We start from the raw sequence: 19,200 nt of genomic DNA on the forward strand, positions 1-19,200 counted from the left end.
GCGTTAAACCCGTTGCATAAAAAAGGCTTACCTCGCGGTAAGCCTTTTGTTTTTCCTGCGTAACCTCAATCCCCCAACGCTTCCCCCTCACGCCGTGGATCCGCGCCACCTTCCAGCGAGGCTTTCCCTTGCGCATCCTTGACCCGCACGATCGCCTGCGTGCCGCTGGTCATGTCGATTTCATTCACAACATGTCCCTTATCCTTCATCGCCTGAATCAACGCCGGGCTGAACTGGCCTTGTTCCAGTTCGGTCGGGCCGTTGCGGCTGCCGAAGTTGGGCAGGCTGATGGCGCTTTGCGGGTCGAGGTTCCAGTCGAGCAGGCCGACGGTGGTCTTGGCCACGTATTCGATGATCTGCGAGCCGCCCGGCGAGCCGACGCTGGCGAGGAATTCGCCGCTGTTGCGGTCAAAGATCAGTGTCGGCGCCATCGACGAGCGTGGGCGTTTGCCGGGTTCGACGCGGTTGGCGACTTTCTGCCCGTTCTCTTCGGGGATGAACGAGAAGTCGGTCATCTGATTGTTCAGCAAAAAGCCCTGAACCATCAGGTGCGAGCCGAACGCCGCTTCGATGGTGGTGGTCATCGACACCGCGCCGCCCAGATCATCCACGGCGACCACTTGCGAGGTGGAGATGCGCAGCGGCGAGCGATCCGGCGCGTAGGCCACCTGCACGCCTGGCGGTGTGCCCGGCTTGGCGCTGCCCATGCTGCGTTCGCCGATCAGGCTGGCGCGGCTGGCGAGATAATCAGGGTCGACCAGGCCTTTGATCGGCACCGGAACGAAATCGGTGTCGGCGACGTATTGCGCGCGGTCGGCGTAGGCCAGGCGTTCGGCTTCGGCGATCAGGTGCACGGCTTGTGGTGCCGGTTCGATGCCGGCGGGTTTGTCGGTTTTCACCGGTTTGAGCGGTGTTAGCGACAGACGCGGGTCGCGGCTTTCCAGCGCCTGCAAGGTGCCGAGAATCTGCGCCACGGCGATCCCGCCCGACGACGGCGGCGGCATGCCGCAGACCTGCCAGCGCTTGTAGTCGGTGCACAGCGGCGCGCGCTCCTTGGCCTGATAGCGCTGAAGATCATTCAGTGACAGGCTGCCGGGATTGGCGTGGCCCTGCACCTTGGCGACGATCTCTTCGGCGATCGGACCTTTGTACAGCGCGTCCGGACCTTCGGTGGCGATGCGCTTGAGCACGGCGGCCAATGCCGGGTTTTGCAGACGGGTGCCGACGGCTTTGACGCTGCCGTCGCGGTTGAGGAAGTAGGCGGCCATGTCCGGCGATTTACCGGGTCGGATTCCAGCAGCGAATGCAGACGCGGTGAAATCGCAAAGCCCTGCTCGGCGAGTTTGATCGCCGGCTCAAACAGCGTGGCCCATGGCAGGCGACCGTGTTGTTTGTGTGCCATTTCCAGCGCACGCAGCACGCCCGGAGTACCCACCGAGCGCCCGCCGATCTGCGCCTGCGGGAACGGCATCGGTTTGCCGTCGGCCTGCAGGAACAGCTTCTCGGTGGCACCCGCCGGGGCGGTTTCGCGTCCGTCGTAGGTGCGCACCTGTTTGCCGTCCCACAACACGATCATCGCACCGCCACCGATCCCGGAGGATTGCGGCTCGACCAGGGTCAGCACCGCCTGCATGGCAATCGCCGCATCAATCGCCGAACCACCCTTGCGCAGCATCTCGCGACCGGCCTCGGCGGCCAGCGGATTGGCGGCAGCGGCCATGTGTTTACTGGCTTGGCGGGTCTGCAGGTCGGTGCGGTAACCGGAAGCGGCTTCCGGCGCCAGCGGCAAGGTCGAGGAGGGCGGGGCGTTGCACGCGGTGAGGGTCAGGGCGCTGATGATCAGCGTCAGGGCAGGCAGGCGAAAGCGGCTTAGGGGCAGGGCTGGAAACACGTGGGGCTCTCCGTCCGTGGGGTGAAAGGTCTGACGGACTTTATCGACCGCTCGGTCGCGACGCAAACCGGTGGGCATTTTTGTCTTTCTTTTTCGGGCGGATGTTCGCTAGGGTCAAACTCAATAGAACGACCGCAAATATCCCCCTGTAGGAGTGAGCCTGCTCGCGATGGCGTCATAACATTCAACATCCAAGTTGACTGACCCACCGCTATCGCGAGCAGGCTCACTCCTACAAAGGTCAAGCCATAAAAAACACAAGAGGCCGATATGCACAGCGAGTTTCCCACCGAGTCCAGTTACCGCGATCAACGTGAACGGTTTCTTGCCGCCGCCAACGCCGCTGGCGCCACGCTCACTTCGTATGCGCACCCGCGTTGCGGCCCCTTTGGCGAGCCCCTGAGCACCGATGTCGCGGTGCTCGGTAATCCGCAGGCAAAGCGCCGGCTGGTGGCGCTCAGCGGCACTCACGGAGTCGAGGGCTATTACGGCTCGGATTGCCAGATCGACTGGCTGAAGACTTTCGTGCCGGGCTCGCTGCCTAAGGATGTCGCGGTAGTGATGATTCACCTGATCAACCCCTGGGGTACGGCGTGGCTGCGGCGGGTCAACGAAGACAATATCGACCTCAACCGCAATCACCTGGATTTCGCAGGATCGCTACCGGACAACCGCGCCTACGCCACGCTGCACGAGATCTACGCCTGCACCGAGTTGCACGGCCCCGAGCGTCAGCGCACCGACGCTTTGCTCGACGCACAGATTGCCGAACACGGCTGGCCGGCGGTGATGTCGATTGTCGAGGGCGGTCAGCACAGTCATCCCGATGGACTGTTCTATGGCGGCCGCGCGCCGAGCTGGTCTAATCGCACGTTGCATCAGATCATCGACGCGCATCTGGCAGGCGCGCAAACCGTGATGTGTTTCGACCTGCACACCGGCGCCGGCGAATACGGTCATCCGATGTTGCTGACCATCACCCAGGCGCCTTATCCGGCGTTGGCGCAAGCACAGTCGATCTACGGCCCATGGTTGTACACCTTGCACACCGGCGCCGAAACGTTGAGCGAAACCGGTGTCGCAGCGACGGCTACCGGCTACACCTCACAGGCATTGCTCATTGCGTTGCCGGGCGTGCAACTGATGCCGTTCGTGATCGAATGCGGAACCTATCCGGGCCCGGAGGTGCATCGTTATTTGCGCGATGATCACTGGTTGCATCTGCATGGCGATCCGCTGGATGCGACGGGGCGGGCGATCAAGTTGAAACTGCTGGAGCAGTTCTATCCGGCCGATCCGGATTGGCGGGCGATGGTCGGGTTGCGTACTCGGCAGATCTGGGCGAAGGGGCTGATGGCCCTGTCGGCAGAGCAGACCTGAATAGGTCAGGATTGGCATTGTGGTGAGGGTTTTTCTCCTCACCACAGAGGGCGGTTTTCTCGAGGCATAAAAAAACGGCCTACCTTTCGGTAAGCCGTTTTTAGTACTTGGTGGCTACACAGGGACTTGAACCCCGGACCCCAGCATTATGAATGCTATGCTCTAACCAACTGAGCTATGTAGCCAAGTGGCGCGCATTATTCCCCTGAAATGGAAAAGCGTCAAGCGTAAATTTAAAATATTTCTTCTTATTTTCAACCGCTTATCCTCCGACCCCGGAAATCGGGGGCGGGCAGGGCGTCAACGCAGCTGGAATCTCGCGGTATTGGCGCTCAACGCATGGCTGCCTTGGCTCAGCGTGTCCGCTGCGAGGTTCACCGCCCGCGCACCTTCAAGCAAACGCATCGCCGCCTGATCGACCTGCTGGATATTGCCGCTGACTTCATCGGCGGTGCTCGCCTGTTCCTCAACGGCGGTGGCGATCTGCGCCAGGGTGTCAGTGACACTTTGCACCGCGCTGGCGATTTCACCAAGACGTTCACCAAGACCGGTCACGGCTTCAGCATCCGATTGTGCCTGGCCGCACGCGGCCTCCATCAGGCTCACCGCTTCGTTGACCGTGGCGCGCAGGCTATCGACCGTGCCGGCAATCTGCGCGGTCGATGACTGGGTGCGCTGCGACAGGCTGCGAACTTCATCGGCGACCACGGCAAAGCCGCGTCCCTGTTCGCCGGCCCGTGCCGCCTCAATTGCGGCATTGAGCGCCAACAGATTGGTCTGCTCGGCGACGCCACGAATGGTGTCGACCACCAGTTGAATCTGCTGGCCCTGTTCGCTGACTCGACCGAGTGCCGCTGCGGTTTCGTTGAGGCGTTGATTGAGCTGCTGAATGCTCGCCGTGGTGCGCTGGCTGTCGCGGCTACTGTCGGCGGCGATGCGCCGGGTGTGCTGGGCGCTGCCGGAAGCCTGTTCGCAACTCTGCGCCACACCTTGCGAAGTGGCGGCCAGTTGCGTGGCAGCGGCGGCGATCTGGCTGATCTGCAATTGCTGCGCCTCGACTTCGCTCAGCGCGCCGCTGGAATGATCGTTGAGGCTGCGCACCGCGTGGCTCAGTTGTGAGGTTTCGTGATCGACCCCGAGCATGCTCGCGCGCAGTTGAACCACCGCGACGTTGAGCGCGGTGCTGATCGCCGCCAGCTCATCGCGGCCCACCACCGGCACTTGCAGGCTGAGATTGCCGTCACGCAGCGCTTCGGCGAGCAGGGTGATGCCGCTGGCGCTGCGGCGGATCGAAGCCTGCAGACAGACGAACAGGTACAGCGCCGCCAGCAACAGGCAACCGAACACGGCGGCGACCACGATGAACTGGCGAATCGCCGAGGCGTGGTAGGCGTCCAGACGCTGATCCAGCGACAGCAGCGATTGCTGGCGCAACGAGGCGAGATCACCCAGCAGAGCATCGAGGCTGCGTTCGAAGTCTTCAGGCTTGAGGGTAATGCTGCCGCCGAACACGCCGTCATCCAGCACCTTCAGCCCAGCGTCCAGACGCTTGAGGCTGTCGTGGTATTGACCGGCCCAGGTTTGCAGATCGCTCGGCAGGCGCGCTTCGAGCAGGCCTGCCGTTTTGACAAGCTGCTCGCGGGCGTCGCCGATGCGGCCACGCAGATCGCGCAGCTGCAAGCGACTTTGCAGGGTGAATTGTCCCGAGACCACCGAAGCCTGACCGACGGCGGCGAGTCGACCCACGCGCTCGATCAGATCCGGTGCGTGCTGCGTGGAGATCTGCGTCAGCAGATAGGTTTCCAGCCATGGCGCCAGCGTCAGGCGGTTGTCCATGACGATTTGCTCGCGCAAGGCTTGCAGGGCGCTGAGAGCATTGGTGAAACGGTCGTAACCGTCCGGCCACCAACCGACGCCGCTCAGGCTTTTCGAATCCAGACCGCCGAGCGCGGTTTGCAGGGCTTGATAGCGGGTGAGGGTTTCGCCTTCGGCACCTTCATTTTTCAGCGCGTTGCCCAAATCACTGGTGGCTTGCTGGACGGCTGGTTGCACCGCGTCAAACGCCGCCATGGCGGCGAGGGTCGCCGGGGTTGGCTGGCGATTGGTTTCGGTGGCGCGCCAACGGGCGGCGCGGTCACGCTGGGCGGCGAGCAGGTTGTCCAGCGCATCAAGGCTGAGCAACTGGCGTACGCCGGCGCGTTCGCCGGAAATCAGGTTGAGCCTGTCGCGATAGTCCTGGCCGATCATCAACAGGCTGCCGGCCAACGGCAGAATGAACAGTAGAAACAACAACTGGAATTTACGCGCGAATCCAAACCGCCCCAGCAATTTGATCCCCGGTGACAAGAAAGCCTGCATGCCTCATGACTCCTCTGGACACCACGCACCAATGGCGTGCATCGCGGTCGTGTGACCTGGATGTCGTGCCCTGCTAAAAGGCCTCGAAAGTTCACTCTCGCCCGCTCTGTAGGCCGGCTCTGTAGCGAAACTTCCCATTCTCGGAGGCCTTTGTAAGGCCGCCGCGTTCGAAGGGAGAAGCAAGGCAAGATTCAGACCATGGCGTTGAGCTATCACTTTGCGTGCGACGGTCAGTCAGTTAGTTAGCTGGCTAAGGGGATGGCGCTGGCGCACCGAAAAATGGCACATTGACGCACCTGCCTGCGTGCTCCCATCTGCTGTACGGAAACTTTCATGGCTATCAGCAACGTTCAGACCGCCGCTGCCTCGGCGTCCGCTCCTCCGCAAAGCAGCCCGTTGGTGATGCGTATCATCGGCGCAGTGGCGCTGGCGCATTTGATCAACGACCTGATTCAGTCGGTGCTGCCGTCGATCTATCCGATGCTCAAGGCCAACTATGGTTTGAGCTTCACCCAAGTCGGTTTGATTACCTTGACCTTTCAACTGACAGCATCGTTGCTGCAGCCGTGGGTCGGTTATCACACTGACCGCCATCCGAAACCGTGGCTGTTGCCGGCAGGTTCGATCTGCACGCTGATTGGCATCGTGATGATGTCGGTGGTCGGCAGTTTTCCATTGATTCTGTTGGCGGCGGCGCTGATCGGTATCGGCTCCTCGACTTTCCACCCCGAGGCTTCGCGGATCGCGCGGTTGGCCTCGGGCGGACGCTTTGGTCTGGCGCAATCGACCTTCCAGGTCGGTGGTAACGCCGGTTCTGCGTTCGGCCCGTTGCTGGCGGCGGCGATCATCATTCCGTTCGGTCAGGGCAACGTGGCGTGGTTCGGTCTGTTCGCGGTGTTTGCGCTGTTCGTGCTGTATCGCATCAGCCGCTGGTACGCCCATCACCTGAACCTGTTCAAGCTCAAGGCCGGGCAGGCGGCGACTCACGGGTTGTCGAAGGGCAGGGTGATCAGTGCGCTGGTGGTGTTGGGGCTGTTGGTGTTTTCCAAGTATTTCTACATGGCCAGCCTCACCAGCTATTTCACCTTTTACCTGATCGAGAAGTTCGACCTGTCGGTGGCCAGTTCGCAACTGCACCTGTTCCTGTTTCTCGGAGCAGTGGCGGCGGGGACGTTCTTTGGCGGGCCGATCGGCGACAAGATCGGGCGTAAGGCGGTGATCTGGTTTTCGATCCTCGGCGTGGCGCCGTTCACGTTGCTAATGCCGCACGTCGATCTGTTCTGGACCACTGTCCTCAGCGTGGTGATCGGCTTCATTCTCGCCTCGGCGTTCTCGGCGATTGTGGTTTACGCGCAGGAACTGGTGCCGGGCAATGTCGGGATGATCGCCGGGGTGTTCTTCGGCTTGATGTTTGGTTTCGGCGGGATTGGTGCTGCGCTGCTGGGGCATCTGGCGGATGTGCACGGTATCGAGTACGTGTATTTCCTGTGCTCTTTTTTGCCGTTGTTTGGCGTGCTGGCGATCTTCCTGCCACGCACCAAAAAAACCTGACCTACACAATTCCAACTGTGGGAGCGGGCTTGCTCGCGAAGGCGGTATATCAGTCGATATTAATGTGGCTGACCCACCGCCTTCGCGAGCAAGCCCGCTCCCACAGGGGGATTGGTGGTGTTGCAAACAAATCTGTCAGGCACAAAAAAGCCGCGTATCAAACGCGGCTTTTTCTTGGGCGTGTCGCTTACACGTTGAAGCGGAAGTGCATCACGTCGCCGTCTTTGACGATGTAGTCCTTGCCTTCCAGGCGCCATTTACCGGCTTCCTTGGTACCGGCTTCACCCTTGTACTGGATGAAGTCGTTGTAGGCGATGACTTCGGCGCGGATGAAGCCTTTCTCGAAGTCGGTGTGGATCACGCCAGCAGCTTGTGGTGCGGTGGCACCGACGCGGACGGTCCAGGCGCGGACTTCTTCGACACCGGCGGTGAAGTAGGTCTGCAGGTGCAGCATTTCGTAGCCGGCGCGGATCACGCGGTTCAGGCCAGGCTCTTCCAGGCCCAAGGCCTCGAGGAACATGTCTTTCTCTTCGCCGTCATCGAGCTCGGCGATTTCCGCTTCGATCTTGTTGCACACCGGAACCACCATGGCGCCTTCTTCTTCGGCGATGGCCTTGACCACGTCCAGGTGCGGGTTGTTCTCGAAACCGTCTTCAGCGACGTTGGCGATGTACATGACCGGTTTGGTGGTCAGCAGGTGGAAGCCCTTGATCACCGACTTTTCGTCAGCGCTCATGTTCTTCATCAGGCTGCGCGCAGGCTTGGCCTCGGTGAAGTGCGCGATCAGTTGCTCAAGCAGAGCTTTCTGAACCACGGCGTCCTTGTCACCGCCCTTGGCGTTGCGCGCGACTTTCTGCAGTTGCTTCTCGCAGCTGTCGAGGTCGGCGAAGATCAGTTCCAGGTCGATGATTTCGATGTCGCGCTTCGGGTCGACGCTGTTGGAAACGTGGATCACGTTGTCGTCTTCGAAGCAGCGCACCACGTGAGCGATGGCGTCGGTTTCGCGGATGTTGGCCAGGAACTTGTTGCCCAGACCTTCACCTTTCGACGCGCCGGCCACCAGGCCAGCAATGTCGACGAATTCCATGGTGGTCGGCAGGATGCGCTTCGGATTGACGATGGCCGCCAGGGCTTCCAGGCGCGGATCCGGCATCGGCACGATGCCGCTGTTCGGCTCGATGGTGCAGAAGGGGAAGTTCTCGGCCGCGATACCGGATTTGGTCAGGGCGTTGAACAGGGTGGACTTGCCGACGTTAGGCAGGCCGACGATGCCGCAATTGAATCCCATGGTGTTTCCCCTCGGATTAGAGTCAGGCCTTCTGGCTGTGCAGGTTTTTCATCGCGCGGTTCCATTCACCGGCGAGGATATCCGGCAGCACGCCGAGGGCAAAGTCGATGCTGGCATCGAGTTTTTCCTGTTCGGCGCGTGGCGCACGACCCAGGACGAAATTTGAAACCATACTGGCGACGCCCGGGTGGCCGATGCCAAGCCGCAGGCGGTAGAAAGTATTCTGATTGCCCAGTTGCGCAATGATGTCGCGCAACCCGTTGTGACCGCCATGGCCGCCGCCCTGCTTGAGCTTGGCGATGCCCGGAGGCAGGTCGAGTTCGTCGTGCGCCACCAGGATTTCTTCAGGCTTGATGCGGAAGAAACCGGCGAGTGCCGCCACGGCCTGGCCGCTGCGGTTCATGTAGGTGGTGGGAATCAGCAGACGAACATCCTGACCCTGATGCGAGTAGCGCCCGGTCAGGCCGAAATATTTGCGATCGGCCACAAGGTTCACACCTTGCGCGGCGGCGATACGCTCAACAAAAAGGGCCCCTGCGTTATGCCGGGTCTGTTCGTATTCAGCGCCTGGATTACCCAGGCCAACGATCAGTTTGATGGCAGTCACGATAGGGGCCCTTCCTTGGAGTGGTGGTTAACATCGCCGCGATCAGTGAAGGCGGTGAAAGTGGACGAAAATTGCTCATTTACCATGAATGTAAACTCCGCGTTCTCGCCCGCTTTCTCGCTACGTTCCAGTCCGCGATGTTTCACTCACTCCGACGAACAGAGTGAAATTACTCTGCTGCGCCTTCTTCGGTAGCTTCTGGAGCAACACGTGGAGCGTGGACGTTGGCTACTGCCTTGTCATCGCCGTGTGCCAGAGCAACGAACTCGACACCTTTAGGAGCTTTGAGGTCCGACAGGTGAACGATGGTGCCGATTTCAGCGTCAGCCAGGTCGACTTCGATGAACTCAGGCAGGTCTTTTGGCAGGCAGGAAACTTCGATCTCGGCAACAACGTGCGAGATTTCGCCGCCTTTCTTCACTGGAGCAGCTTCGTTGATGAAGTGCACAGGAACGATAGCGGTCAGTTTCTGGCCAGCTACAACGCGTACGAAGTCAGCGTGCATCACGTGGCCTTTGGCCGGGTGACGTTGCAGGGCTTTGATAACGACGTTTTGTTTCTTGCCACCAACGTTCAGCTCGATGATGTGGCTGTAAGCCGCTTCGTTTTCGAGCAGTTTGGCAACTTCTTTGGCCAGCATGCTGATGGATTCAGGGGCTTTGTCGCCACCGTAAACAACAGCTGGAACCAGAGCGGCGAGACGACGCAGGCGGCGGCTCGCACCTTTCCCCAGGTCGGAACGCACTTCAGCATTCAGAGTAAAATCGTTCATTTTGTATCTCCAAAATAGCCATGACCGAGTGGCGTTTGCGACCAGCGCCAAACACGGTATGGGCAAAAAAGCCCCGCCCCGACAGGTATGCCGGGGCGGGGCGCTTTTCGTCAACGAGACATTTCGAGAAGGGCAGGGCCCTTAACGGAACATCGCGCTGATCGATTCTTCATTGCTGATGCGGCGAACCGCTTCGGCAACAACCGGTGCGATATCCAGTTGACGGATACGTGCACAGGCTTGTGCTGCAGCGGACAGCGGGATGGTGTTAGTCACCACCAGCTCGTCCAGCACGGAATTTTCGATATTCTCGATGGCCCGACCCGACAGCACAGGGTGTGTGCAGTAGGCAAAGACCTTGGCTGCGCCATGCTCTTTCAGGGCCTTGGCCGCGTGGCACAGAGTGCCGGCGGTATCGACCATGTCATCGACCAGAATGCAGGTACGCCCTTCGACATCACCGATGATATGCATCACTTCAGAGTGATTGGCTTTCTCACGGCGTTTGTCGATGATCCCGAGATCCACGCCCAGGGATTTGGCAACGGCCCGTGCACGCACGACGCCACCAATGTCCGGGGACACGATCATCAGGTTTTCGAAGCGCTGATCTTCAATGTCATCCACCAGAACCGGGGAGCCGTAGATGTTATCTACCGGAATATCGAAGAAACCCTGAATCTGGTCAGCATGCAGATCAACCGTGAGAACACGGTCGATGCCGACTACGGTAAGCATGTCAGCAACGACTTTCGCGCTGATAGCCACACGTGCGGAACGCGGACGGCGATCCTGACGGGCATAACCAAAATAAGGAATAACAGCAGTAATACGAGTAGCCGAGGAGCGGCGGAAGGCATCAGCCATCACTACCAGTTCCATCAGGTTATCGTTGGTCGGAGCGCAAGTCGGCTGAATAATGAAAACGTCTTTACCGCGAACGTTTTCATTGATCTCGGCAGTAATTTCGCCGTCGGAGAATTTACCGACAGAGATGTCACCGAGAGGGATATGCAGCTGACGTACAACACGCCGAGCCAGATCGGGGTTAGCGTTCCCCGTAAAGACCATCATCTTGGACACGCGCAGTACCTAGAGGCTGAGGGTAACCTGGATGAGTATAGAAAATGGCAGGGGCGGCTGGATTCGAACCAACGCATGGCAGGATCAAAACCTGCTGCCTTACCGCTTGGCGACGCCCCTGTATCTGTTGCTTCAAGTGCCTGGCACTTGATTCCTTTTAGAGCAGACTTTGCAGCTTGCGATGCAACATCGAAACGTTGCTTCCTTTCGCTACAAACCCTGTAAGGGTCTCTGTCAGAAGGGCCGAGACTTTATCAGCTTCAGCTTTGCTTGGGAAGCCCCCAAACACACAACTTCCAGTTCCGGTGAGTTTTGCTTCGGTAAATTTACCTAACAAATCCAATGCGTTACGTACTTCTGGATAACGCCTTGCAACCACCGGCAAGCAGTCATTTCGACTGTTTCCCTCGGGAACGGGGCGCACTTTAATGGGCGGCGTGTTACGTGTCAACAAAGGATCGGAAAAAATTTCTGCCGTACTTACAGAGACTTGCGGCACAAGCACCAGATACCACGGTTCTTCGGGGTCGACCGGGGTCAGTTTCTCGCCCACGCCCTCGGCAAAAGCCGCGTGACCACGGACGAAAACCGGCACGTCGGCGCCGAGCGACAGGCCCAGCGCGGCGAGGCGATCTTCATCCCAGCCCAGTTGCCACAAGTGATTGAGGCCGAGCAGGGTGGTCGCCGCATTCGAGCTGCCGCCACCGATGCCGCCGCCCATGGGCAGCACCTTGTCGATCCAGATGTCGATGCCGAGTGTGCAGCCGGACTGTTGCTGCAGCATTTTCGCCGCGCGCACGATCAGGTTGCTGTCGTGGGGCACGCCAGCGAATTCGGTGTGCAGATGAATCACGCCGTCATCGCGCACGGCGAAGGTGATTTCGTCGCCGTAATCGACAAACTGAAACAGCGTCTGCAATTCGTGGTAGCCGTCCGCGCGGCGTCCGAGAATGTGCAGCATCAGGTTGAGCTTGGCCGGCGACGGCAGCGTCAGGCGTGGAGCGGTCATGCTTTATTGCCCCAATTTACGCGGTTGCCAGGTCTTGATCACCAGCGTCACGTCCAGATCGGTGCCGTGCAGCTTGATCCGCTCGGGCAGCCAGTAACCGTTTTGCTCGGCGTAGCTGAGGTACTCGACTTTCCAGCCGTCCTGTTCCAGATTGGCCAGGCGACTGTCGTTATCGAGGGTCAGACGGCTTTTGCTGCTGGGGGCCGGCAGGCCACGGACCCACCAGGCCAGATTGGATACCGGCAGCTTCCAGCCGAGTTGCTCTTCGAGCAGCGCTTCCGGTGACTCGGAGTCATAGCGGCCCTGATTGGCGACTTCCAGCGAAACCTTGCCCGGGCGCCCGGTCAGACGTGCCGCGCCACGACCCAGCGGGCCGGACAGGCGAATGTCGTAGTAGTCCTGACGTTGCAGCCAGAACAGCGTGCCGCTGCCGGAGTCTTTCGGCGCGCGAATGCCGATCTTGCCGTCGATCTGCCAGCCGTCGAGGCCGGCCAGCTGTTGTTTGTTCGCGGCCCACTGAGCCGGACTGCCGTGGCCCTCGACCGATTCGCGAGCGCCGAAGCCCGCGCAACCGGCGAGCAGGGCGATGAAGCTGAAAACAATAACGTGGCGCAAAAACATGAGTTAAAGAGTCTCGGATCCGGTCAGGCGCTTGATGGTGCTGCGCAGGATGGTGCTGTCGGGCTGATCTTTGAGGTACTTGCCCCAGACTTGTTTGGCCTCGCGCTGATTGCCCTTGACCCACAACACTTCGCCCAGGTGCGCGGCGACTTCGTGGTCCGGGAAACGCTCGAGCGCCTGACGCAGATATTTCTCGGCGTCGTCCAGATTGCCCATGCGGAAATTCACCCAGCCGAGGCTGTCGAGTACCGCCGGGTCTTCCGGATTGATCTGGTGCGCCTGTTCGATCAGGGCCTTGGCTTCAGCGTAGCGGGTGGTGCGATCGGACAGGGTGTAGCCCAGCGCATTGAGCGCCATGGCGTTGTCCGGGTCGCGCTTGATGATCAGGCGCAGGTCTTTTTCCATCTGTGCCAGATCATTGCGTTTTTCCGCGAGCATGGCCCGGGTGTAGAGCAGATTCAGATCGTCCGGGTATTGCTGCAACGCTTTATCCAGGGTTTTCCAGGCCTTGTCGTCCTGTTTGTTGGCCGACAGGGTTTCGGATTCGATCAGATACAGCTGGATCGCGTAATCCGGCTGGGCATCGCGTTCGGCGGCGAGTTTGCTCTGGGCTTCGGCGGTCTTGCCGTTGTTCATCAGAATATCGGCCTGACGCAGTTGCGCCGGCAGATAGTCATTGCCAGGGCCGACCTGCGCGTATTCGATCAGCGCGCCCTGCGGGTCGTTGCGTTCTTCGGCGATGCGACCCAGGTTCAGGTGCGCCGAGTCAACGTGGCTTTCCCGGGCGATCAGGTCTTCCAGGTAACCCTTGGCCTCGTCCCAGGCCTTGGCTTCCAGGCACACCAGTGCCAGCGAATAACGCAGTTCGTCGTCTTCCGGGTATTGCTGAACGAGGGTGGAGAACTCGACCTTGGCGTCATCCATCCGGTCCTGTTCAACCAGCGTGCGCGCATAAGTCAGGCGCAGGCGTTTGTCGTCCGGGTATTTCTTGATGCTTTTCCGCAACAGCGGCAGGGCTTCGTCGCCACGATTCATGGTTTGCAGCAGACGCGCGCGCAGCAGGATCGGCGCAATCTCGCCTTCTTCCGGCGGGTTGTCTTCGAGCAGTGTCAGGGCGGCTTTATTGTCGCCATCCTGTTGCAGCAGCAGGGCCTTGCCGAAAATCAGCTGGCTGTTCTTCGGGTGGCGCTGTAGCAGACGGTCGAAACTTTTCATCAGGCCGTTGCGGGTTTCCTGATCGGTATCGGCGGCCGACAGCGCGAGGAAGTCGAAATGGGTGTCGCCCTTGCCCTGCAGGACTTTCTCCATATAAACCATGGAGTCGTCATAACGCCCGGCGCGGGCCAGTTGTACGGCGGCGGCGCGTTGCGCTTCAAGGTCGTCCGGGGCGTTTTTTGCCCAGATCAGGGCGGTATCCAGCGCAGGCTGGTCGGCACCGAGATATTCGGCGATGCGGAACGCGCGCTCGGAAACCCCCGGGTCCTGAGTATTGATCGCCTGGGTCACGTAGTTGTCCAGGGCAATGTCGAACCGATTGCGTTGGCCGGCGAGTTCGGCGCTCAGCAGGCTGAAAACGGTTTCCTCGCTGAACGAGCTGTAAACCTTGGGTTTTTCAGGCGGGGACGCGGTGTCTTCGACCGGCGGGGTACCGTCCGGCGAAACGGGTGCCATGGCCTGGCAGCCGCTGAGGAAGACAAAAGCAAGGAGCAACGCGGAAGATCTATTCATATAGGAAGAGGACGACTAACCTGCGGTCGGATCATCATGACACAAGCCTTCGGCCAAACATAACCGAGTCTCGAATGTGGCCTTTATAGTGGCCGACAATTGGGACAATAGTCAGCGGTAGTTGTTCTGAATCTGACGAAGTAGGACAATTGCCGGCTTAACGTCACCATCAGCGACCTTGAATGGCCTTCCTTGCACTCGGTATTAACCACAAGACTGCTTCAGTAGACGTCCGCGAGCGCGTGGCCTTTACCCCTGAGCAGCTGGTGGAGGCCTTGCAGCAGCTCTGCCGACTCACCGACAGCCGCGAAGCTGCGATCCTCTCCACCTGCAATCGCAGTGAGCTGTATATAGAACAGGATCAGGTTTCGGCTGATCTGGTTCTGCGCTGGCTGGCCGATTATCACCATTTAAGCCTCGATGAGCTGCGCGCGAGTGCTTATGTGCATGAAGATGATGCGGCAGTTCGTCACATGATGCGCGTCGCCTCCGGGCTCGACTCGCTGGTGCTGGGCGAACCGCAGATTCTCGGCCAGATGAAATCGGCCTACGCCGTGGCGCGTGAGGCCGGGACCATCGGCCCGCTGCTGGGGCGGCTGTTTCAAGCGACATTCAATGCCGCCAAGCAAGTGCGTACCGACACCGCCATCGGCGAAAACCCGGTGTCCGTGGCGTTTGCCGCCGTCAGCCTGGCCAAACAGATTTTCAGCGATCTGCAACGCAGCCAGGCCTTGCTGATCGGCGCTGGCGAGACCATCACGCTGGTCGCCCGCCATTTGCATGAGCTGGGGGTCAAGCGCATCGTGGTCGCCAACCGTACGCTGGAACGTGCCAGCCTGCTGGCCGAGCAGTTCGGTGCCCACGCGGTGCTGCTCTCGGACATTCCGGCGGAGTTGGTGCGCAGCGATATCGTGATCAGTTCGACCGCCAGCCAGTTGCCGATTCTCGGCAAGGGCGCGGTGGAAAGTGCGCTGAAGCAGCGCAAGCACAAGCCGATCTTCATGGTCGACATCGCCGTACCCCGCGACATCGAGCCGGAAGTCGGCGAACTCGACGACGTTTACCTGTACAGCGTCGACGATCTGCACGAAGTGGTCGCCGAGAACCTCAAGAGTCGTCAGGGCGCAGCCCAGGCGGCGGAAGAGATGGTCTCGGTCGGCGCCGACGATTTCATGGTGCGTCTGCGTGAGCTGGCGGCGGTCGATGTGCTCAAGGCTTATCGGCAACAAAGCGAACGCCTGCGCGACGAGGAGCTGCAAAAAGCCCTGCGTCTGCTGGCCAACGGCGGCAACGCCGAAGATGTGCTCGGGCAACTGGCCCGCGGCCTGACCAATAAACTGCTGCATGCGCCCAGCGTGCAATTGAAAAAGCTTTCTGCCGAAGGCCGCCTCGATGCGCTGGCCATGGCCCAGGAACTCTTTGCCCTCGAGGGCTCACCGGATAGTTTTTCGGATAAAAAACCGCAATGAAAGCGTCACTGCTCAACAAGCTGGACACCCTCCAGGACCGTTTCGAGGAACTGACCGCGCTGCTCGGCGACGGCGAAGTCATTGTCGATCAGGCCAGATTCCGCGCCTATTCCAAGGAATACGCCGAACTCGAGCCGGTGGTACAAGGCTACAAAAAGCTGCTCGGCGTACAAAGTGATCTTGAAGGCGCCCAGGCGCTGCTCAAGGACAGCGACCCGGACATGCGTGAAATGGCCGTGGAAGAAGTCCGCGAAGCCAAGGAATTGCTGATCAGGCTGGAAGATGATCTGCAGCGCATGTTGCTGCCCAAGGATCCCAATGACGGGCGTAACGTCTTTCTTGAAATTCGCGCCGGTACCGGTGGCGACGAGGCGGCGATCTTCTCCGGCGATCTGTTCCGCATGTACTCGCGTTACGCCGAGCGACGTGGCTGGCGTGTGGAGATTCTTTCGGAAAACGAAGGCGAGCACGGTGGCTATAAAGAAGTCATCGCCCGCATTGAAGGCGACAACGTTTACGGCAAGCTGAAATTCGAGTCCGGCGCGCACCGCGTACAGCGTGTACCCGCCACCGAATCCCAGGGCCGTATCCACACCTCGGCCTGCACCGTGGCGGTATTGCCCGAACCGGACGAGCGCGAAGCCATCGAGATCAACCCGGCGGATCTGCGTGTCGACACTTATCGTTCTTCCGGGGCCGGTGGTCAGCACGTCAACACCACCGACTCGGCGATCCGCATCACGCACATACCGACCGGCACCGTCGTCGAGTGTCAGGAAGAACGTTCCCAGCACAAGAACCGTGCCCGGGCGATGGCCTGGCTGTCGGCCAAGCTCAACGATCAGCAAACCGCAGCGGCGGCGAATGCGATTGCCAGCGAGCGTAAGTTGCTGGTGGGTTCCGGTGACCGTTCCGAGCGCATTCGCACGTACAACTTTGCCCAGGGCCGGGTCACTGACCATCGCGTCAACCTGACCCTGTACTCCCTCGATGAAATTCTCGCCGGTGGCGTTGAAGCGGTGATCGAGCCTTTACTGGCCGAATACCAGGCCGACCAACTTGCAGCGATAGGTGAATAAATGACCATCATTGCCAGTCTGTTGCGCGCTGCCGAATTGCCGGACTCGCCCACCGCGCGCCTGGATGCCGAATTGCTCCTGGCCGCGGCACTGGGCAAATCGCGAAGCTTCCTGCACACCTGGCCCGAGCGCATCGTACCCAGCGAAGCGGTGCTGATTTTTACCGAGTACCTGCAACGGCGTCGAAGTGGCGAGCCGGTGGCCTACATCCTTGGTCAGCAGGGGTTCTGGAAGCTCGATCTGGAAGTGGCGCCGCACACTCTGATCCCGCGCCCAGACACCGAGTTGCTGGTCGAGGCCGCACTGGAACTGCTGGCGGCAACGCCGGCGAAAGTCCTCGATCTGGGCACCGGCAGCGGCGCGATTGCCCTGGCCCTGGCCAGCGAACGCCCGGCGTGGAACGTCACGGCGGTGGATCGCGTGCTGGAAGCCGTGGCCCTTGCCGAACGCAACCGTCAGCGCTTGAACCTGAACAACGCCACGGTGCTGAGCAGCCACTGGTTCAGCGCCCTCGAAGGCCAGCGCTTCAATCTGATCATCAGCAACCCGCCGTACATCGCGGCTGCCGACCCGCATCTGGTCGAGGGCGACGTGCGCTTCGAACCGGCCAGTGCGCTGGTGGCCGGTGTCGACGGGCTCGACGATCTGCGCCTGATTGTCGCCCAGGCTCCGGATCATCTGGAAGCCGGCGGCTGGCTGATGCTCGAACACGGCTATGATCAAGCCGAAGCCGTGCGTGATCTGTTGCTCACCCGTGGTTTTGAACAAGTCCACAGCCGCACCGATCTGGGCGGCCATCAACGGATCAGCCTGGGGCGCCTGCCGTGCTGAATGATCAGGAATTGCTGCGCTACAGCCGGCAGATTCTGCTGCAACACATCGATATCGATGGGCAACTGAAGCTGAAGGACAGCCGTGTGCTGATTGTCGGCCTTGGCGGTCTCGGCGCCCCGGTCGCGCTGTATCTGGCGGCGGCCGGTGTCGGTGAGTTGCATCTGGCGGATTTCGACACGGTCGACCTGACCAACCTGCAGCGCCAGATCATTCATGACACCGACAGCGTCGGCATGAGCAAGGTCGACTCGGCGCTCAAGCGCCTGAGCGCGATCAATCCCGAGATTAAACTGGTGCCTCATCGTCAGGCGCTGGACGAGGATTCCCTGGCCGTCGCCGTGGTTGCGGTGGATCTGGTGCTCGACTGTTCCGATAACTTTTCCACCCGCGAAGCGGTCAACGCCGCGTGTGTGGCCGCGTGCAAGCCGCTGGTCAGCGGCGCGGCGATTCGTCTGGAAGGGCAGTTGTCGGTGTTCGACCCGCGCCGCCCGGAAAGTCCGTGCTACCACTGCCTGTACGGGCATGGCAGCGAAGCCGAACTGACGTGCAGCGAAGCCGGTGTAGTCGGGCCGCTGGTGGGGCTGGTCGGCAGCCTGCAAGCGCTTGAAGCGTTGAAAGTGCTGGTCGGTTTTGGCGAACCGTTGGTGGGGCGTTTGCTGTTGATCGATGCCTTGGGTTCGCGCTTCCGTGAATTGCGGGTCAAGCGTGATCCGGGGTGCAGCGTCTGTGGTTCGCAGCATGCGTGAGGCGCCGATCGCGGTGTTCGACTCCGGTGTTGGCGGCTTGTCGGTACTGGCTGAAATCCAGCATTTGCTGCCCCATGAATCACTGCTGTATTTCGCCGATTGCGGGCATATTCCCTACGGCGAGAAAACTCCGGAGTTCATCCGCCAGCGCTGCAATGTGATGGCCGGCTTTTTCCGGGAGCAGGGCGCCAAGGCCCTGGTGATCGCCTGCAACACGGCGACGGTGGCCGCGGTTGCCGATCTGCGCCGGGATTTCCCCGAGTGGCCGATCGTTGGCATGGAGCCAGCGGTCAAACCCGCAGCTGCCGCTACCCGCAGCGGTGTGGTTGGCGTACTCGCCACCACCGGCACGTTGCAGAGTGCCAAGTTCGCCGCGTTGCTCGACCGCTTCGCTGCTGACGTTCGCGTCATCACCCAGCCGTGCCCCGGCTTGGTGGAACTGATTGAAAGCGGTGATCTGCACAGCGCCGAGTTGCGCACGTTGCTGCAGCACTACGTCGATCCGCTGCTGGCCAACGGTTGCGATACGATCATTCTCGGTTGCACTCACTATCCGTTTCTCAAGCCGATGCTCAAGACGATGATTCCCGACAGCATCAGCCTGATTGACACTGGCGCAGCCGTAGCGCGGCAACTGCAACGGTTGCTGGCCGAACGTGATCTGCTCGCCAAGGGGCCGAACCGCCCGGTCAGATTCTGGACCAGTGCCGACCCCGCGTTCTTCCGCAAGACCCTGCCCCTGCTGGGTCAGGTTGCCGGCGACGTCGAAAAATTCAGCTTGTAA

15 protein-coding genes, 2 tRNA genes and 1 pseudogene are annotated in these 19,200 nt (G+C 60.6%); 7 read left to right on the forward strand and 11 right to left on the reverse strand.

The window, feature by feature from the left end; translation table 11 throughout:
- Positions 1-65: 65 nt before the first annotated feature.
- A pseudogene (gene ggt, locus VLA07_RS04825) lies at positions 66-1,969 on the reverse strand (gamma-glutamyltransferase).
- Positions 1,970-2,161: 192 nt separating this feature from the next.
- Between ggt and VLA07_RS04830 the strand changes: the two are divergent.
- A complete protein-coding gene (locus VLA07_RS04830) occupies positions 2,162-3,271 on the forward strand; it encodes a DUF2817 domain-containing protein (protein WP_333988528.1) in 1,110 nt (369 codons plus the stop codon).
- A 108-nt stretch (positions 3,272-3,379) separates the two neighbouring features.
- Here VLA07_RS04830 and VLA07_RS04835 read toward each other — a convergent pair.
- A tRNA-Met gene (locus tag VLA07_RS04835) sits at positions 3,380-3,456 on the reverse strand.
- 115 nt (positions 3,457-3,571) lie between these two features.
- Positions 3,572-5,629 carry a methyl-accepting chemotaxis protein gene (locus tag VLA07_RS04840; protein ID WP_330207771.1) on the reverse strand — a complete coding sequence of 686 codons (2,058 nt, stop codon included), beginning with the start codon at positions 5,627-5,629 and terminating at the stop codon, positions 3,572-3,574.
- Between the two features lie 333 nt (positions 5,630-5,962).
- Here VLA07_RS04840 and VLA07_RS04845 point away from each other — a divergent pair, with 333 nt between their 5' ends.
- On the forward strand, positions 5,963-7,180 hold the full coding sequence (locus VLA07_RS04845) for an MFS transporter (protein WP_096797288.1): 1,218 nt from the start codon (positions 5,963-5,965) through the stop codon (positions 7,178-7,180).
- Positions 7,181-7,367: 187 nt separating this feature from the next.
- Here the strand turns inward: VLA07_RS04845 and ychF are convergent, their stop codons facing one another.
- The 8 genes from ychF to VLA07_RS04885 all read right to left on the reverse strand — a co-directional run bounded on the left by ychF (position 7,368) and on the right by VLA07_RS04885 (position 14,288).
- Positions 7,368-8,468, reverse strand: a complete 1,101-nt coding sequence (ychF, locus tag VLA07_RS04850; RefSeq protein ID WP_047599160.1) for a redox-regulated ATPase YchF — start codon at positions 8,466-8,468, stop codon at positions 7,368-7,370.
- Between the two features lie 22 nt (positions 8,469-8,490).
- Positions 8,491-9,075: an aminoacyl-tRNA hydrolase gene (gene pth, locus VLA07_RS04855; protein ID WP_333988531.1), complete on the reverse strand. Its 585-nt coding sequence runs from the start codon at positions 9,073-9,075 to the stop codon at positions 8,491-8,493.
- Between the two features lie 169 nt (positions 9,076-9,244).
- Complete coding sequence (locus tag VLA07_RS04860) at positions 9,245-9,847, reverse strand: 50S ribosomal protein L25/general stress protein Ctc (RefSeq protein WP_095136806.1); 603 nt, start codon at positions 9,845-9,847, stop codon at positions 9,245-9,247.
- A 141-nt stretch (positions 9,848-9,988) separates the two neighbouring features.
- Positions 9,989-10,930: a ribose-phosphate pyrophosphokinase gene (locus tag VLA07_RS04865; protein WP_003171603.1), complete on the reverse strand. Its 942-nt coding sequence runs from the start codon at positions 10,928-10,930 to the stop codon at positions 9,989-9,991.
- A gap of 45 nt (positions 10,931-10,975) precedes the next feature.
- Positions 10,976-11,050 (reverse strand) — tRNA-Gln (locus tag VLA07_RS04870).
- 37 nt (positions 11,051-11,087) lie between these two features.
- Positions 11,088-11,939 carry a 4-(cytidine 5'-diphospho)-2-C-methyl-D-erythritol kinase gene (gene ispE / locus VLA07_RS04875; RefSeq protein ID WP_027612238.1) on the reverse strand — a complete coding sequence of 284 codons (852 nt, stop codon included), beginning with the start codon at positions 11,937-11,939 and terminating at the stop codon, positions 11,088-11,090.
- A gap of 3 nt (positions 11,940-11,942) precedes the next feature.
- On the reverse strand, positions 11,943-12,560 hold the full coding sequence (gene lolB, locus VLA07_RS04880) for a lipoprotein insertase outer membrane protein LolB (RefSeq protein WP_027612237.1): 618 nt from the start codon (positions 12,558-12,560) through the stop codon (positions 11,943-11,945).
- A 3-nt stretch (positions 12,561-12,563) separates the two neighbouring features.
- Positions 12,564-14,288: a tetratricopeptide repeat protein gene (locus VLA07_RS04885; RefSeq protein WP_098965585.1), complete on the reverse strand. Its 1,725-nt coding sequence runs from the start codon at positions 14,286-14,288 to the stop codon at positions 12,564-12,566.
- 182 nt (positions 14,289-14,470) lie between these two features.
- Between VLA07_RS04885 and hemA the strand changes: the two genes are divergently transcribed.
- From hemA to murI, 5 genes are read left to right on the forward strand one after another with little or no spacing between them, the layout of a single operon-like run.
- The gene (gene hemA / locus VLA07_RS04890) at positions 14,471-15,757 is read left to right on the forward strand and encodes a glutamyl-tRNA reductase (RefSeq protein WP_027612235.1); all 1,287 of its coding nucleotides are present in this window, start codon (positions 14,471-14,473) and stop codon (positions 15,755-15,757) included.
- On the forward strand, positions 15,754-16,836 hold the full coding sequence (prfA, locus tag VLA07_RS04895; protein WP_330207772.1) for a peptide chain release factor 1: 1,083 nt from the start codon (positions 15,754-15,756) through the stop codon (positions 16,834-16,836). Before hemA ends, prfA begins: the two co-directional genes overlap by 4 nt.
- A complete protein-coding gene (gene prmC / locus VLA07_RS04900) occupies positions 16,837-17,667 on the forward strand; it encodes a peptide chain release factor N(5)-glutamine methyltransferase (RefSeq protein ID WP_098965581.1) in 831 nt (276 codons plus the stop codon). It abuts the gene before it with no gap.
- Positions 17,661-18,416: a molybdopterin-synthase adenylyltransferase MoeB gene (locus VLA07_RS04905; RefSeq protein WP_247268111.1), complete on the forward strand. Its 756-nt coding sequence runs from the start codon at positions 17,661-17,663 to the stop codon at positions 18,414-18,416. Before prmC ends, VLA07_RS04905 begins: the two co-directional genes overlap by 7 nt.
- A complete protein-coding gene (murI, locus tag VLA07_RS04910; RefSeq protein ID WP_247268110.1) occupies positions 18,409-19,200 on the forward strand; it encodes a glutamate racemase in 792 nt (263 codons plus the stop codon). The genes VLA07_RS04905 and murI overlap by 8 nt, the downstream gene beginning before the upstream one ends.

Source organism: Pseudomonas sp. S3(2024) (genome assembly GCF_036861315.1).
Taxonomy (GTDB): Bacteria; Pseudomonadota; Gammaproteobacteria; order Pseudomonadales; family Pseudomonadaceae; genus Aquipseudomonas; species Aquipseudomonas putida_A.

What these genes read in the sequence shown, in the direction of transcription:
- VLA07_RS04830 (WP_333988528.1), top strand. Translation starts at nt 2,162, where the DNA reads ATGCACAGCGAGTTTCCCACCGAGTCCAGTTACCGCGATCAACGTGAA.
- VLA07_RS04840 (WP_330207771.1), bottom strand. Translation starts at nt 5,629, where the DNA reads ATGCAGGCTTTCTTGTCACCGGGGATCAAATTGCTGGGGCGGTTTGGA.
- VLA07_RS04845 (WP_096797288.1), top strand. Translation starts at nt 5,963, where the DNA reads ATGGCTATCAGCAACGTTCAGACCGCCGCTGCCTCGGCGTCCGCTCCT.
- ychF (WP_047599160.1), bottom strand. Translation starts at nt 8,468, where the DNA reads ATGGGATTCAATTGCGGCATCGTCGGCCTGCCTAACGTCGGCAAGTCC.
- VLA07_RS04860 (WP_095136806.1), bottom strand. Translation starts at nt 9,847, where the DNA reads ATGAACGATTTTACTCTGAATGCTGAAGTGCGTTCCGACCTGGGGAAA.
- ispE (WP_027612238.1), bottom strand. Translation starts at nt 11,939, where the DNA reads ATGACCGCTCCACGCCTGACGCTGCCGTCGCCGGCCAAGCTCAACCTG.
- lolB (WP_027612237.1), bottom strand. Translation starts at nt 12,560, where the DNA reads ATGTTTTTGCGCCACGTTATTGTTTTCAGCTTCATCGCCCTGCTCGCC.
- VLA07_RS04885 (WP_098965585.1), bottom strand. Translation starts at nt 14,288, where the DNA reads ATGAATAGATCTTCCGCGTTGCTCCTTGCTTTTGTCTTCCTCAGCGGC.
- hemA (WP_027612235.1), top strand. Translation starts at nt 14,471, where the DNA reads ATGGCCTTCCTTGCACTCGGTATTAACCACAAGACTGCTTCAGTAGAC.
- prfA (WP_330207772.1), top strand. Translation starts at nt 15,754, where the DNA reads ATGAAAGCGTCACTGCTCAACAAGCTGGACACCCTCCAGGACCGTTTC.
- prmC (WP_098965581.1), top strand. Translation starts at nt 16,837, where the DNA reads ATGACCATCATTGCCAGTCTGTTGCGCGCTGCCGAATTGCCGGACTCG.
- murI (WP_247268110.1), top strand. Translation starts at nt 18,409, where the DNA reads ATGCGTGAGGCGCCGATCGCGGTGTTCGACTCCGGTGTTGGCGGCTTG.